Source organism: Glaciecola sp. MF2-115 (genome assembly GCF_047250385.1).
Taxonomy (GTDB): domain Bacteria; phylum Pseudomonadota; class Gammaproteobacteria; order Enterobacterales; family Alteromonadaceae; genus Glaciecola.
The window spans coordinates 19,241-34,829 of record NZ_JBLBVM010000041.1 but is presented as its reverse complement, the minus strand read 5'-3'; the positions used below and the strand labels follow the sequence as shown (position 1 = coordinate 34,829).

Annotated in this window: 16 protein-coding genes and 1 other RNA gene; 16 read left to right on the top strand and 1 reads right to left on the bottom strand. The window is 43.3% G+C overall.

Features of this window, described 5'->3' with window-relative positions; translation table 11 throughout:
* Positions 1 to 31: 31 nt before the first annotated feature.
* Positions 32 to 214: non-coding RNA, 6S RNA (ssrS, locus tag ACKLNX_RS04295), on the bottom strand.
* Positions 215 to 676: 462 nt separating this feature from the next.
* Here ssrS and ACKLNX_RS04290 point away from each other — a divergent pair.
* From ACKLNX_RS04290 to ACKLNX_RS04215, 16 genes are all read left to right on the top strand, one after another.
* Positions 677 to 1,246: a UPF0149 family protein gene (locus tag ACKLNX_RS04290; protein WP_411693088.1), complete on the top strand. Its 570-nt coding sequence runs from the start codon at positions 677 to 679 to the stop codon at positions 1,244 to 1,246.
* Between the two features lie 32 nt (positions 1,247 to 1,278).
* A complete protein-coding gene (gene pepP / locus ACKLNX_RS04285) occupies positions 1,279 to 2,619 on the top strand; it encodes a Xaa-Pro aminopeptidase (protein ID WP_412971357.1) in 1,341 nt (446 codons plus the stop codon).
* The gene (gene ubiH / locus ACKLNX_RS04280) at positions 2,620 to 3,861 is read left to right on the top strand and encodes a 2-octaprenyl-6-methoxyphenyl hydroxylase (protein WP_412971356.1); all 1,242 of its coding nucleotides are present in this window, start codon (positions 2,620 to 2,622) and stop codon (positions 3,859 to 3,861) included.
* A complete protein-coding gene (locus tag ACKLNX_RS04275) occupies positions 3,862 to 5,079 on the top strand; it encodes an FAD-dependent monooxygenase (protein ID WP_412971355.1) in 1,218 nt (405 codons plus the stop codon).
* Between the two features lie 327 nt (positions 5,080 to 5,406).
* Positions 5,407 to 6,546: a hypothetical protein gene (locus ACKLNX_RS04270; RefSeq protein ID WP_412971354.1), complete on the top strand. Its 1,140-nt coding sequence runs from the start codon at positions 5,407 to 5,409 to the stop codon at positions 6,544 to 6,546.
* Between the two features lie 6 nt (positions 6,547 to 6,552).
* Complete coding sequence (locus tag ACKLNX_RS04265) at positions 6,553 to 7,143, top strand: hypothetical protein (RefSeq protein ID WP_412971353.1); 591 nt, start codon at positions 6,553 to 6,555, stop codon at positions 7,141 to 7,143.
* A 1-nt stretch (position 7,144) separates the two neighbouring features.
* Positions 7,145 to 7,762, top strand: a complete 618-nt coding sequence (locus ACKLNX_RS04260) for a hypothetical protein (RefSeq protein ID WP_412971352.1) — start codon at positions 7,145 to 7,147, stop codon at positions 7,760 to 7,762.
* 10 nt (positions 7,763 to 7,772) lie between these two features.
* Positions 7,773 to 8,267: a hypothetical protein gene (locus tag ACKLNX_RS04255; RefSeq protein WP_412971351.1), complete on the top strand. Its 495-nt coding sequence runs from the start codon at positions 7,773 to 7,775 to the stop codon at positions 8,265 to 8,267.
* Positions 8,268 to 8,304: 37 nt separating this feature from the next.
* Positions 8,305 to 8,889 carry a hypothetical protein gene (locus ACKLNX_RS04250; protein ID WP_412971350.1) on the top strand — a complete coding sequence of 195 codons (585 nt, stop codon included), beginning with the start codon at positions 8,305 to 8,307 and terminating at the stop codon, positions 8,887 to 8,889.
* Positions 8,890 to 8,916: 27 nt separating this feature from the next.
* Positions 8,917 to 9,477 carry a hypothetical protein gene (locus ACKLNX_RS04245; RefSeq protein ID WP_412971349.1) on the top strand — a complete coding sequence of 187 codons (561 nt, stop codon included), beginning with the start codon at positions 8,917 to 8,919 and terminating at the stop codon, positions 9,475 to 9,477.
* Positions 9,478 to 9,489: 12 nt separating this feature from the next.
* Positions 9,490 to 10,488, top strand: a complete 999-nt coding sequence (locus tag ACKLNX_RS04240) for a hypothetical protein (protein WP_412971348.1) — start codon at positions 9,490 to 9,492, stop codon at positions 10,486 to 10,488.
* Between the two features lie 12 nt (positions 10,489 to 10,500).
* A complete protein-coding gene (locus ACKLNX_RS04235; protein WP_412971347.1) occupies positions 10,501 to 11,151 on the top strand; it encodes a hypothetical protein in 651 nt (216 codons plus the stop codon).
* 12 nt (positions 11,152 to 11,163) lie between these two features.
* A complete protein-coding gene (locus ACKLNX_RS04230; protein WP_412971346.1) occupies positions 11,164 to 12,366 on the top strand; it encodes a PASTA domain-containing protein in 1,203 nt (400 codons plus the stop codon).
* On the top strand, positions 12,367 to 12,936 hold the full coding sequence (locus ACKLNX_RS04225; RefSeq protein ID WP_412971345.1) for a PASTA domain-containing protein: 570 nt from the start codon (positions 12,367 to 12,369) through the stop codon (positions 12,934 to 12,936).
* Positions 12,937 to 12,974: 38 nt separating this feature from the next.
* A complete protein-coding gene (locus ACKLNX_RS04220; protein ID WP_412971344.1) occupies positions 12,975 to 13,334 on the top strand; it encodes a hypothetical protein in 360 nt (119 codons plus the stop codon).
* 47 nt (positions 13,335 to 13,381) lie between these two features.
* The gene (locus ACKLNX_RS04215; RefSeq protein ID WP_412971343.1) at positions 13,382 to 15,571 is read left to right on the top strand and encodes a hypothetical protein; all 2,190 of its coding nucleotides are present in this window, start codon (positions 13,382 to 13,384) and stop codon (positions 15,569 to 15,571) included.
* The last annotated feature ends 18 nt before the right edge of the window (positions 15,572 to 15,589 follow it).

The following is a 15,589-nucleotide window of genomic DNA, read 5'->3' as shown; positions in this document are numbered from 1 at the left end:
CCTTGTAGAATCAAGTGCTGAAATTGAAATGGTGCTTCCCAAAATGTCGCCGTACATTTTTCGTCGTGTGCCGATAAGGACACGGTGGATGTATCTACATTACCTCAGGTTTCTCGATACGGGTCGAGCATACACAATAGTAATAGTGTCAACGTCCGAAGTTTTAAGCATCGGCAAGGAACATGAAATGCACTCGCAAACACCCCAGGAAGCATTGAACCCTACGAAGTTCGTTAGGGGCAGTAGATATTACATGAAATGAGCGATTGATTGAAGTGTTTCTCCGTACAGTTTGATTATCTTTATGCTTTTTTGTTTACATCTGTATGAAAGTTAAACGTAAAAATGTCGAAAAAATTTACACAAAAGCTAAATGTTTTTTTGTAATTTAGATAACTAATTGATTTTATGTGGTTTGTTTTGTTTGCAATGGCCTTTGCAAGAAAAATCAAAACAACAAAATAGAAGCAATTTAAAAAAAACGTAAGAAATTGACATAGGCAAATTTAATAATAATAAAATCTATGTCGAACCATGTTGAATTTAAGCCACCTACTGGGTGGCTTTTTTTTGTCTGTAATAGTTTGCAAGGCCGTGTGTTGAATATATCGGTGACGATTCCACTTTGAGCGCCTATTTGCTAACATGAGCGAATCATCGAAAAAAGGACAATTTTGTGTCAAATACCCCTACAGATTATGAAACTTTCTCTGCCATGCTTTCTCAAGAGAACATTATTGTGGATGCTGCCGAAGTACAAGGTATCTTATGTGGCATGTTAGCTGGCGGTATGACTGCTGACGATCAGTCTTGGATTGAAGCCTTAAGTGATGTTATCAATCAAGGTGATGGTTTTAGTGGAAAAGTGAAAACTCAAATCGTGGCGATGTTCAATGAGATTTGTCAGCAATTCGTTGATCCGGATTTTGCCTTAGCATTATGTTTGCCCGATGACGCTGCGCCAATCAATGATCGAGGCACGGCCTTGTTACAGTGGGTTCAAGGCTTTCTCTTAGGATTTGGCTTGCATCAAGCAGACCTAACTCAATGCTCGGCAGATGTAAAAGAAGGACTGGAAGATTTCACTGAAATAGCTCGCATGGATGAAGAAATGAGCGAAGATGAAGAATCAGAACAAGCCCTTTTTGAAGTGATGGAATACGTTCGCATTACCGCGATGCTGTGCTTCAATGAATTAGGTAAATCGCCTCTTGAATCAGATAACGAAAGCAACTCAGTTCATTGAGTCAGTAGCTCTTTAAAGGATTTCCCCTTAATATGACAATATCACTGTCAGAATTTCAACAGCGCCGCGCTCGATTATTAGCAAATTGCGCTCCCAATAGCATTTGCATCATAGCGGCATCATCCCTAGTAACGAGAAGTAACGATACCGAATATCCTTTCAGACAAGATAGCGATTTTTGGTATTTAACGGGTTTTAATGAGCCAAATGCGTTTCTAGTTTTATCAAATAAATCGATGCCTAATGCAGAACAAGCAACAAGTGCTTCACAACATTATTCAGCAGTTTTCGTGCAAGCGAGCGATGAGAATGCCGAAATATGGCATGGCAGAAGACTCGGTGTGGCAAAGGCTGCGAGCAAGCTTGGTACCGATGCCGCTTTTGATGCCGATGAGATTGATGATCTACTGGTGGACTTAATTGATGGTCACGAGCATATCTATTACTCGCTGGACGCCGAACCACGTGTAGATGCTACGATAACGATGGCCTTATCAGAATGTCGAAATGCACCAAAGCAAAGTAAAATTGCACCTTCCTCAGTGCATGATATTCAACCTGTTCTACATGAAATGCGTTTAATTAAATCCGAAGCGGAAATTGAGATAATGCAGCGAGCTGCAGATATATCCGCAATGGCGCATGTAAGAGCAATGCTTTTCAGTCAAGCCGGTAAATTCGAATACCAACTCGAAGCCGAACTTCATCACGAGTTTACTATGCAAGGTGCGCGTTATCCCGCCTATGGCACTATTGTAGGTAGTGGTGAAAATGCCTGTATCTTACACTATACAGAGAATGCTGATGAGCTTCGTAGTGGTGACCTCGTCTTAATAGATGCAGGGTGCGAACTGGCTGGTTATGCCGCTGATATTACTCGCACTTTCCCTGTAGATGGCCACTTCAGTCCTGTTCAAAAACAACTGTACCAATTAGTGTTAGATGCCCAAATTGCCGCACTAGCTTGCTTAAAGCCTGGAGGGACAATCTCTTCGGCGATGCTTGCCTGCGTTAGAGTGGTGGTGGAGGGCTTAGTGGAACTAGGTATTTTGAGCGGGTCTATTGAGGCGAATATCGAGAAGGAAACATGGCGTAAATATTTCATGCATGGCCTAGGTCATTGGCTTGGATTGGACGTGCACGATGTAGGCATCTATAAAATTGATGGAAAAGATCGACCATTAGAAATTGGCATGGTGATGACTGTTGAACCCGGGCTATATATACCAGCTTCAGCCAATGTCGATGACAAATATAAAGGTATCGGCATCCGCATAGAAGATGATATTGTGATCACTGCGGGCGGAAATCATGTAATGACAAGCAAGGTGCCCAAAGAAATCAAACAAATTGAAGCGTTGATGGCAAAATAAATGGCAAATTCGGACTATGACATAGTTATTGCAGGTGGCGGTATTGTAGGCTGTGCAGCGGCCTTGGCGCTGTCTAATGCAACCTCATATTCCATTGCAGTGATAGAAGCCTTTGAGACCGAAGCGAAAGCTGAAAATAATGAAAAGGTCAAAAAAGGTGAGTCGGCTAAAACAACAATCATGCACCCGAGTTTTGATGCTAGAGTTGTTGCACTCGCAAAAGAGTCCTTTAAACAATTAAACCAATTTGGCATCGGTTTGAATGAACAAGCTGTAGATTGTTGCCCAATAAAACACATTCACGTATCGGACCGAGGTCATTTAGGCCAAGTTCAACTGCAACAATCAAATAATCAAGATACTGAAGATGACCTTGGCTACGTCGTGTCACTGGCTGAGCTCGGTCAGCAAATGCTAGCGCAGTTGAAACACACAAATGTCGATTATCTTTGCCCAGAAAAAATTACTTCACTTGTTCGATCTCAGGACAAAACAGACTTACAACTTTCGAATAAAACGATAAGCGCAAAACTAGTACTTATCGCGGAAGGTGGGCAATCTCCATCACGAGAAATGTTTGGCTTATCGGCAAGTGTTGAGGAATACGCTCAATCCGCCATTATTGCTAATGTGATAACGCAGCTTCCTCATAACAATAGTGCGTTTGAACGCTTTACTTCGCAAGGGCCTATAGCACTGCTGCCAATGCAAACTGATGCCGGTAATCAGATGTCGTTGGTGTGGACTATCGATCAAGATAAAACTGACGATGTGATGGCGTTGGGCGAAGCTGAATTTTTAAACAAACTACAACAGTTATTTGGAGACAAATTAGGTCGTTTCCAAGCCGCATCAACGCGTTATGCTTATCCCTTGTCTCTAATGCAAGTAAAGCAATTTGCAGCCCATAGAGTGATTTGTTTAGGTAATGCCGCACAAAGCCTGCATCCGATTGCTGGGCAGGGTTTTAACCTTGGTATACGCGATATCAAAGGCTTACTTGATATACTGGCAGGCAAAGGAAAAGAGGCTGATCCTGGCGAGTTTTCAGTTATCAACGCATACAAAAAAGTGCGGACTCAGGATAAAGAGAGTGTTATTGCTGCAACGGATGCATTGGTAAGGGTCTTCTCTAATCAGTATTTACCCTTCACCATCAGTCGTAACCTAAGCTTGATTGCATTGAATCATAACTCGGCATTAAAAAATTCATTGGCAAGTTTTGCTATGGGAGAACGCTAAATGAGTGTCGTAAATGTTGATATTGCAATTGTTGGAGCGGGTATTGCTGGGCAAACCTTAGCGCTGGCACTGGCTCAGGATGATTTTGCAGTGGCAGTTATCGATGCCAATAAAATTTCTCAATCGATTAGCGATGAATTCTCTCCAAGGGTGAGCGCTATTAGTAAAACTAGTGAGCGAATATTCAAGAATGTGAATGCGTGGCAACATATTCATCGCATGCAAGCTTATACCGATATGCAAGTGTGGGAAGACCAAGCGTTTGGGCGCATTGCATTTTCGGCACAAGAAAACAAACTCGAGAGTTTAGGTCATATCATTGAGAACAATTGCATTACACAGGCCTTATTCGAAACGGCGAAGGATCAAGAGAATATCCAGTTTTTCAGCGGGGAGAAAATCGCTAATATAAACCGTAGCGATGAGCAGCAATTCATCAACCTAGAGAACGGTGACATGATTGCCGCGAAGCTTATTGTAGGTGCAGATGGTGGTAATTCTTTTGTTCGTAAAACTGCAAAGTTTGCATTGACGTTTTGGGACTATGATCACATTGCCATTGTCGCTAACATTGAAACAGAACGCCCACATGAACTGGTTGCACGACAAGCTTTTACACCAACAGGTCCTCTGGCTTTCTTACCTTTATCAACACCTAAGGCATGTTCTATTGTATGGTCTCAAGATACGCAAGAAGCTGAGCGCTTGTTAGGCTTGAGCGATGAAGAGTTTTGTAAGTCTTTGCAGGTCGCACTAGATAATCAACTCGGTAAATGTGACTTGTTAAGCAAACGCTTTAGTTACCCATTAAAAATGCAATACGCACAGCAATGGGTTGATAATGGGATTGTATTAGTTGGCGATGCCGCGCATACAATTCACCCCTTAGCTGGTCAGGGGGCCAATTTAGGTTTACTGGACGTGGCTACGTTGGCGCAGGAATTGGCTACGCTCAAACAAGCAGAAAAGGCATTTCATACTAAAAAAGCCTTGCGACCTTATGAGCGATGGCGCAAAGCCGAAGCGGCCAAAATGATTGCTACTATGGAGGGATTTAAACGTTTATTTAGCGGTAAAGACCCTGCTCTTAAGCTTGCAAGAAACTTGGGCTTAGCAACAGCAAACACACTTCCCCCCATCAAAAGCTTTTTTATTGAACAAGCAATGGGTAGCGCAGGAAAGTTACCTGAATTAGCTCGTTCGACTATTAAAAAGTAGTCCAAAACAATCGATAGCGGCTTGAAATAAAGCCGCGCATATCAAAACCTCGCAAAACAAATCGGCACTAAGAAATACAAATTCGATGCATATCGTTTATTTTTTTCGTGGAAAAAACTAATAAAAGTCATACGCTTAAAAAATAACCAGCAATAGCTTAAAAAATAAGCTTGCGTAATGCCTGCTTGACTCCTATATTTTTGAATAGTAGTTGTTAATTTTTGTTGTAAGCAACCGCCAAAGACATATGTTTAATTGCTTGTATCAAGCCGTCACAAGCCCAGCTAACTAGATGTTAATCATTTACAGGGAACGTGGTGGCAGACAATGCAACAAAGTGCTCAGATTCAAGTTCAAGGAATAGGTCAAGCAAATGTTCTTGCGATAGCAAAGCATCACGAGCTACTTGGCTTGAGTAAAAGATCCTGCATCGAACTTATCTTAAACGCCCCCAGTATATTCAAAACGAAACTCAATCGTGAGACCGCTGTACGCCTTTCATCTGCATTAGAAGATGTGGGCTTGCCTTGTCGTGTGCTGGACCAAACCAACCCAAACTTGAATGCATCCGCAAATGTAGAAACCACGCAAGATAAATATGAGATTGCAGCTTACATAAATGACTTCAGCGCGATAACGGAGTTTGCAAGCAAAATAGCAGCCTTCACCGGTCAATCTGGCGAAGAGGTCATTAAAAGCCTTTGCAATACTCCAGCAACTCTACTCGGTAATTTATCTGAAACCGTCGCAAATGAACTCGCTGAACGCTTCTCAATTGAGGGTGTTGATGTTTTGGTTTCGTGCCCGAAAAAAGCAAAATATACACTCGTCGCTTTTGCCTTAGATGACTTACAAAGTGTGCAGCAATACTACGCTCAATTGGGTATGACGAGGGAGCGCTCAAAAGAAGGCTTGATGCAGTGGCAAGCTCAAAACATTGATTTTGACAAAGCATATGGTGCTTGGCGTAAAGCAAATGAGTTTCATCTTCCGATTGTTCTGCAAAATCATGATTACATGCGCTTTGATGTTCGTTTATTGCCAACAGAGCAAAGCAATACGGCTACTCTAAACATAGAAATGTTAACTCCAATCCTCGCTGACATGTGTGGTATCCCGGCTGTCGTTCATGAAAAATTATTAGCAAATTTACCGATGCTTATTGCCCGATGTATCGATTGGGATCGTACTCAAGAATTACTCGCGCAATTGCATCAATGCGGCGTTAATGCCGAAGCTAACCTTATATCGAGTAACAGGTTTGATCTTAGTTTTCCTAATTGGGAAGAGAGTTACGCTGGGTTGTTAACGCAATTATGCCAAACCATTATGGGCAAGCAAATTCCTATAAAAATATCTAAGAATCAATCATTGTTACTTCCAGTTAATGCAAATTCACACCAAGCACTATGGCTGCAATACGAATGTAAACGTTCAAACATTCACTGCCTGTTAAGTCGAAGGTAAAGTGAAATGACGATGAAGAAAACACCTCAAGAAAATGTTAAACACACTGGTTTTCAAGAACCAAATCAGATGAGCGTGAAGCTTTATGACGTACTTGAGGAAGTTGCTAAGAAATTACGCTATAGCCGTTTCGATGAAGCAATCAAATTACTACAGATATTAATGCGAGCTAGTATGCAGCAGAACCTCGCCTTAGTTCTGCAAAGATACCTAGCTGAGTTATCGGTCGAGTGTATTGAGCTATCCGGCGACAACAAAACGGCGATGCAATATGTTGAACAGGCACTCAGCAATTACGAAGGAAAAGAATTGCAAAGTCCGGAAGCAAAAAAAGACAGAATAATTTTGATGCTTAAAAAAGCTTATTTGTTAATTAAGTTAGATGAAAAAGAGCAACTTCATGAACATTTAGCAATTTTAAATCAACACCTTATCGATAAAAAAACGAGAAAAATCCAGGCAATGTTGCAACGTATGCAATACCTCAACAGCGCCGCAGAGCAGTCAATTCTCGCGGAACAGCGGCAGTTAGGACTGTTTCAACTTTCTGAACAACTCAAGAAACAGGGCGCAGGCCTTGTATGCGGAGTGAGATAACATGAATTTTGATAATCAAGTAGCACAAATGACGCCTGGGCAGGCTTTAATGGATGTCCCTATACCCAAGCTCATTGAAAACACGGCAAAGGCGATTGCTTCAGCACAATACGAATTAGATTCATCATCCGTTCGTGCGGCAACATTGCTGAGTGAAACGCGCATTACATTCAATGATGCAGATGGCACCTCGCGTGAGCGAACATTGTTAGAGCTAGGCTTCATTCCTCAGTTTTATCATTTCACTGAAACCGAGATGGAATTTAAAGTAACGATATCCGTCAGGGTTGAGTCAGGCATCGATTTTGGTTTAGAAGCGGGCTTGGGTACTGAAGAATCAGCGGGTCTACCTGTTGCCTTTGCGGGCACCATATCGTTCGACTTACATCATAAGTATGAATTTGATATGGAAGCCGTATCACGCATAAAAACAACGATGCGAAGCATACCGCCTCCTCAAGCTTTTCTGGAGGCCTTGCGCCAGCATGCTAGTTCTGGAGGTGGCAGCATTGAAGCACCTGAGCCGCCCGAGCCAGCGGTTGAAGAGCCTGATCCGCCAGCACCAGGACCTGAGCCAGAACCAGAACCAGAGCCTGAACCCGAGCCAGATCCGGAATAGGATGTAAATTATGTCTGAAGCGAAAGTCATGGCCTCATTGGAGCAGTCACCGCTACCTTCTTTGCTAAATCAGCTGGGAGGCGCAATTGCTGGGGCACAACGAGCGTTAGATCTCAATTCAATTCATATGGCGATGCAACTGGGTGATGCTGAGAATCATGGGGTGGATGTCGATAATGAGAAAAAATCCTTAATTGAATTGGGCTTTGCGCCAGTTTTCTATCACTTTACTGAAGCCACTATAGATATCCGTGTTTCGTTGTCGACATCAACGAGCACTGAGGCGAGTTTATCGACATCTGCTACCGTTGGTGGTGCAGTGTATTTTGTCATGTTTGCTGCAACGGTAAGTGCGTCGTTCGCCACAAAATACAGTTTTAAATCAGAAGCAAGTAGCTCGATAGTTGCTCGCATTTCCTCAATCCCGCCGCCAAATGCTTTTCAAAACTGGCTGGCAAGTCGCCAAGCTACTGCGAACAACGATGCAGAAGGCGACGAAAGCTAAACACAAATTTAATTAACAGTGAAAAGGAGTTACATCTATGTCACTTGCTAGAAACTTAGGTAGAGATCTACTCAATGTCCCGATGGGGGAAATGATAAGCAGTATGGCGCTGGCTATTGCAGATGCTCAATACGACCTTGATTCCGCTAGTATTCGAGTTGCTCAATTGATGGGCGGCCGCATGCCAGTATTTGATGACGAGGGTAAGCAAACTGGAGAAGAAGATACTCGTGTGTACTTCGGTCTTAATGACGACGGCGCTCCACAAAAAGTAAGTATGTTAGAGCTTGGCTTTTCACCTACTTTTTACCAATTTACGAACAACATCATTGAAGTGAAGATCGCAATTAAGATGACTTATGATCGTGAATATACACATACGGTGAATACCGTGACCAATTCTAATAAGAAGCGTAACCGCGGCATTTTCAGCATTTTTGGCGCAAGAAATAGCACCACCACGCGCACAACCACAGTTGACGCTTCCTATTCCAGCAAATACAGCTATAGCGCGGAAGGTAGCAGCTTGTTGAGATGTAATTTAGTGCCTATTCCACCGCCTGCGATTTTTGAAGAGCGGGTAAGAGACTTATTTGAAAGCGATGAAGATGATGATGCATAAGCGTTCGCTATAAACAGGAGATAAATCATGCCTAGAGTAAACATAGGTAGAGAACTCAGTGATGTGCCATTTGGTGAGATGATCACAAGTATGGGGCTTGCTATAGCCGAAGCTCAATACGCAATGGATGAGACAGGCTTGCGTTTAGCACAGATGATGAGTGGCGAATACGAAACTGTTGAGTTTGACCCTGAAACGGGGGAGAGCGAAGTTGTCACACACAAGTCGATGGTGAAGTTTGACGGCGAAGAAATGTCGCTCATCGAGCTTGGCTTTACGCCAACCTTCTATCAATTCACTGAAGCAACCATTGAGATAAAGATATCCATTAGCTTTAGTGAATCGAGTGAATTTGAGCGTAAGCGCAGTACAAAAACTGTTTCGGCTGGCGCTATTGGTTTCGGGTTTGGCGGTTACGCGAAAGCTAAAACAACCTCCGTAAGTGCGCGCTATGCCAATAAATACAACTACTCAGCTGAAGGGTCTAGCCTGATGCGGGCGAAAATAATGCCGATACCTGCACCGTCTATTCTGGAAGAGCGCATTCGTGCCATTATCGAGAAAAACAAGCCGGCTGACGGCGGTTAGACGAGCTATGTGATGTCTGATAATTATCTCGACTGGACTTCTTTATTAGAGAAGGAGGATAAGCCATCTGAGCCTGCTATTGCAGTTGACTTCGTTAAGCAGCCATCAAGCGAACAAGCTGAATCTGCAAAAGAGCTAAGTGAATTGCTGCAGCGGGATGATGTGTCCGAGCAAGTAAAAGAGTTAGTGAAGGAGCACATTGAATTAAAGCAAAATTTGGATTCCCTTACAGGAAAAGCGCCTGCTGAAGACAATAAAAATTGGAATGAACAGCGATTTGGGTTTCCACAACATACAGTCCAAAGCCGTATTAAGGATCGAAAGCGAGTGCGTTATGAAGAGCGCCTGCGGATGCTAGATAAACGCAGACTTGAGAACGCTAAATTGGGTGAAAAGCAAGTCTTACGAAATGAACAGTTGAAGCAAGAACGCTTGCGCGATTTAGCAAACCAGCGTTCCCTAGCGAAAAGCAAAACGCTGGAGGCTGAGCTGCAATCAACGTTTCGAAAGAATGAGCAATTAGCGAAACAGAAAGCTAAGGAAAAGGAAGAGCAGCAAAGGCTAGAGTTGCGACAAAGACAACGCTTAGCAAGCATCATGAAAACACATCAAGAGCAAAAGGAAGTATTTGAAAACTTACAAAGGAGCAACACACGAAAGGGCTTACTTCAGAGCAGCGTTAGAAGCGAAATTGAGGAAAGACGCGCCCACGAAGAAGTGTTGGACAATAAGCGCCAAACATTAATCGAGCAAAGCAAAACAACAAAACGTGAAAAGCTAGAGCAAGAGCGCATTGAACAACGAAAGCGAGAGAGTTTAACTCAGGCAAGACTGAATAAACTGAAAAGGAATGCCCAACTCTCTCAGCAGGAACTTAACAAGAAAGAAGACGCATTAAGAAATTCACGTCAAATGCGTCGACAGGAAATCAATCAACAGGAGCGAGAGGCCCGCCGCAAAGCAGAAGCCATACAAAGGCGTCGCGAACAACGGGCCGAATTTGATAAATAAGGAATTGAAAGAATGGCTGACAACATTAAAACAGGTGAGAATCTCGATGATTTCTTAATTAATTTGGCCGACGGACTTGCACAAGCCCAGAACCGCCTTAATCGCTCGCCTGTCTCAAATGCAATGGGTCAGGAGACCATGATTTATCATATTCCAAAGATGGAATTTGAATTACATCTGGAGATGACTGCCACGCAAAGTAGTGAAGGGAGCAACAAGTCGCGTTTAAAGTTTTTACCCAGTGGCAAAACAACAACTAATCAAAGTGAAAGTGCCAGTAGTATTATTAAAGGTACGATGATTGCGACACCAGCCGGTGCTGGGTTGCCCATGCCGAAGTTAACAATAAGTGCTAGTAAAACGACGGCGCGAAACGCAAAAGTGGTAGTGAAAGGCTTCACTTCCGACGGAAACCCGATGTTTGGCGCTTCGGTCGAACTTAATGTGGATAGAGAGTTGTCGAGCAAACTCAATAAACAAGAGGGGCGGGCACAAGAACTAAAGCCAGGTACTCAACTGAGCTTGTCGGAAGTCATATTGAATGAGCAAGGGGAAGCGGAGGCTAATCTCGTCATCTCAGCCCAAGAAACGAAGGGCAACCTGATTGCAATCATCGCTGATTTTTCAAGTGCGACTGAAACCTTACTGTTCAGATTTGAATAAGGGACAAAAATCATGCCGATTACTATAAAAGCGACTTTAATAAACAATAACGATAAAAAGCCCATTGCGAACACATCGGTTGCGCTATTTTTCTATCAACATATTCGTGGCAGAGTTCGTCCAGTGCAGGTGGCGAAAGGCACAACCAATGTTAAAGGCCAGGCTTCATTCACGTCTAGTACTGAAGTCGGTGGTTTTCTACCAAGGGTCTTGTTAAAAGCGATTGTAAACAACAAGTGGCAAAATCTTACGGCTTTACCAAAAACCTATACAGCTGCGTTGATTGACTTTGGTTCAGTCAATATCAATACAGTACAAGCAGTCAGTGTTGGTAGCATGCGTTTTTTCGGTATGGCAAACATGACAGCAGCGAAGCCCGCGGCGGCTGTGGATACGAATAAAATAAAGTTAATTGAAAACGAAAAAACAGCTTTAGCCCTACAACTGAAAACAGTGAACGAAGAAAAGGCGAAACACTTGGCCGAATTAAACCTTAAAAAGAAAGAGGTTGAAAAGGTTCAAACAGAGAAGAAAGCACAACAAGAGAAAAACAAAACTTTGGCTGAACGTTTAGCTGCAAGTGAAGCGCTAAAAGAGACGCAACGAAAAGAGCTACTGAGCGTGCGTGCCGATTTAGCTGGACTAAAAGGTAATGCAACAATTAAGCCTGGAATTGAAAGCCTTGCTCCTGGCAAAAACCCAAAACTCGCTACCACAAGCATGAAAGCCGAGGCGGTATACATGCAAGCCGTTAAAGCCGTTAATAAGGCGGATGAGAAAGGTGAAAGTGAAGGCCGCTTTCGCATTAGTGATGTGAAAATGACATTAAAAGTATTATCAGGCGAAAAAGAGGATGAAGTTAGGCTAATTAAAAACGCCAACGAGTTCAAAGTTATTCAGCCAGAAATGCTGTCGGTTATAGAATTCAATTTAGCAGACCGCGGTAACGCTAGACCGAGCGCTGGCGAGGCAAACGATGCGCCGGTATCGAAAATGCCAAAACTGACTGGCTATACGGAATCCATGGCGTTGCGCAAACTGTCAGAAATTGGACTGCGAGCGAGCGTTTATCAACAACAGCTCAGTCAGGAACAAATTGAAAAGCAACCTAATCTCGCAGGGCAGGTAATTCAGCAGCATCCAGCCTCAGGAAAAAATGTGACTAACCCAAATGATATCTCACTTATCATCGGCGTATTCTCAGGAGAATCGTAAATGGCTTCTAACCCACTATCGCAAGTACTTTCTGCTCCATTGGGCGACATCATCTCAGAAATGGGAATGGGGATTGCTCAGGCGCAGTATGCTATAGACGCGAAAACAATTGAAAATATGAAGATGATATATTCGCTCGAAGACGATGTCGTTAAGGAGTTGCGCAATATCGGATACCGTCCTAGTTGGTACGTCATTCCCGAAGCACATGCCGAAATTAATATCGCGCTCACTGTTGGGCAAACAAACACTCGCTCCGGTACAAGAAAAACTCAGTTATTTGGTGCGACCGTGGATGCCAGCTATCAAAATCAATACGACTATAAAATGCAGGCTAGTAGCACCTTAAAAATTAAATTTGCCCCTGTGCCAGCGCCGGTACAAATGGACAGCATGGAAATTGTGCCGAACATTATTGGCATGAGTTTCGCTTCAGCAAAAATTATTTTAGCGCGTTTAGGACTTGAGTTCACAAGCCCTGCGAGCATGAAAGACAATACGGTTATCACAAAAACCACCCCAGCAGCCGGTGAATTTATTGAATCTGAAACAGCGATAGCCTTGAAATAGTGCAAGTGCTTTTTAGTACTTATTAATGGGGAAAAATAATGTCATCAAGCGGAAGAAGAATATCGCAAGTTATGCGACAAATCGCGAGTAATCAAAACGCACCAGCAGGAAGCGGATTTGGCTTACCTAGCCCTATTGCCAGAGGTTTGGGAAGAGCGGGTGAAATTTCTAGTATGAACAGTAGCTTACCCAACCAATCAGGTTTCGGGCAGATGTTGGCTTCGCTTCAATTGCTTCGAAATATGCCCAATATCAACGTTGGTGAACTCAGTAGCTTGGTGGGGCAATCGCAAGACTTACCTTTAAGAGGTGATTTAAGCGAACCGGATTTAAGTGAATTTGATACTGATGATATCGACGAAGATGATGACTCTGATCCAGAACCTGATCCTGAATGAACGGCTAGGATGGTCCTAATAGATGGTCCCAGTAAGGAAAAATATTTATGTGCGAAACACAAGAGTGTCCAATCACCGAAGAGGATGTTTATAGCCCTGGCGCAGACATAGCGAGTAATTTGGTTTGCTTAGGAAATGGCGTAAACGAATCTGAAATTCTTAATCAGCAAATGGAAGCGGTCAGGAATACAGAGGGAAATCCAAGTACTCATGTCGCGGGTGTTTATTTGCATTCAGTGCCTTATCGACAAGGTTCATTGGCTTTGGTTAGAGTCGAGTTATCAGAGTTTCCACAGACGACCATCGGTGAGCTTGCAACCGCCTTACAAATGGAACGACGTCAAGTGTTCAATTATATTTTGAATTGGCACCAAGGACCTAATAGACACGTTATCGACTACCTTTACCGGAGCATTATCAACGGTAATGAGACTGATAGGGCGCAAAAAATTCTAACATTAAGAGATGTAATGAATGGCTCGCCAGATGAAAATATTCCTCGTTATCATCGTTGGCGTTTGCCTAGAAGGCAAAATAGAAGAGTGCTGCTTCCTCGTTCTCCAGAGTTTCAAGAGTCTGTCGTGAATCGTCGAACTGCATTGGTGACTGGTCGTGTAACTGGCGCGATAGGGCGTTTAGATAGTGCTTTAGACGTGGTGCTGGAGGTTGCTCGAAACTTGAGCCGCATAAGCGAGCGCTGTGGTGAGCTGTTGGTGCCATATCAACAAGAGGCTGGCATTATCAATGTAATGCATAATTTTATGGCGATAGCAGAACGCACGCCTGCATCCTCAATTGATAGTAGTGATTACAACACGCTGCAAGCAAAAATTGTCGCGCTTAAAGATGAAGCGCATGACAAGTTCACTTCAGAACCAACACAGACTATTGCTCAGCAACAACGCCAAATAAGAAACTTAAGTAATAGCCTGTACGAACATCTACAAAATCCAGATAGTGAGTTAAACCAAGCGATTGCTGCGATTGTAGCGCAAGAAAATACTGTACTACCAAGCTATATCAACGAAGCATGCCAAAAATTAAGTGGTTGCTATCGCGTGTTATGTCGCAGTCGTCGTGGGGAAGACTTTATTCGCAACGGCTTAATGCCGGTATTGGAATTTATTGCTCAACAAAATGACAATGAGCCAACGCAAGCTACCTTTGCACGTTTTCGGACTGGTATTGGCGCTGCTGCCGCGTGGTTGAGCTATATCCCTACGATTGCTGGGAATTTACCGGGCCCACCTTCCTTGTTAATGGTTGCAATTGAGTCATCTATTTCCATCACCATTAAAATTGGGGCAGGTCAAAGAGCATTCGCTTTGTTATTCCAAAATAATGCGAGCACGACTTTGGGTCGTTTGTTAGGCGTCACCGACGACAATATGCCTGCATTCTCAAGAATGTTAAGAACTTCTGATGCTAATGAGTTGATGACATGGCGCGCAAGCCTTAAAAGAGGAAGTTCCAATATAGTAAATAGCGAAGTGATGAACTCGCCCGGGTGGGGCGTGTTTATGTCAGTCGTTAGTGGGTTTCTATTCCTAAACGCTGTTTGTCAAGCAAGTCAATGGAATGAAGCAAGTATTAGCACGCGAATACGGCTCGCCGCAGATGTCGCTGGCACCGCAGCAAATACGCTTTTGAGTGTGGGTGTCGCCATGCGTAATAGTGGGCGAATTGCTCAACTGGCACCTGGAGCTTCATTAAGTAATCGCTTAGGGTTGTTTGCGGCAATTGCAGCAACGGTGTCGAGCAGTGCTGTACTTTATGAAGAGTACAACACTCAAGACTACACAGGCGCAACTATTGCCTTTATTGGTGTCGCAAGCGGATTGTTAGCTGTAGCAGGTTGGTTGGCAGTTATGGGGGTTATCACCTCTTGGGCTGGAATTGGGGAGGTGTTACTAGTCTTATCATTTGTACTCGCCATAGTCGCCGGTGTGCTAAGTTGGATTACCGGTGACACAAATAGTGACGCACTATTCGAAGCCTTGGTTCAAAACCTAAAAGAGCAACCTAAGTTTAGTCGTTTTTGCAGAAATGGAAGCGGTCATGGTGGTGTGCTCAATAGGAAGTTTCTTGAAGTTGAGCTTTACCATCATTCAGTGGAAATTCAAGACATGACGAATGCTGCTAGACCAGCATTAGAGGCATTATTTGGTATCGACCAGATCACTGATCGTTCTAATAGAGAATCTATGCAAGAAGCTATCGATAGCGTTATTGCTTAGCGTTAGCTTGCAAAAAGA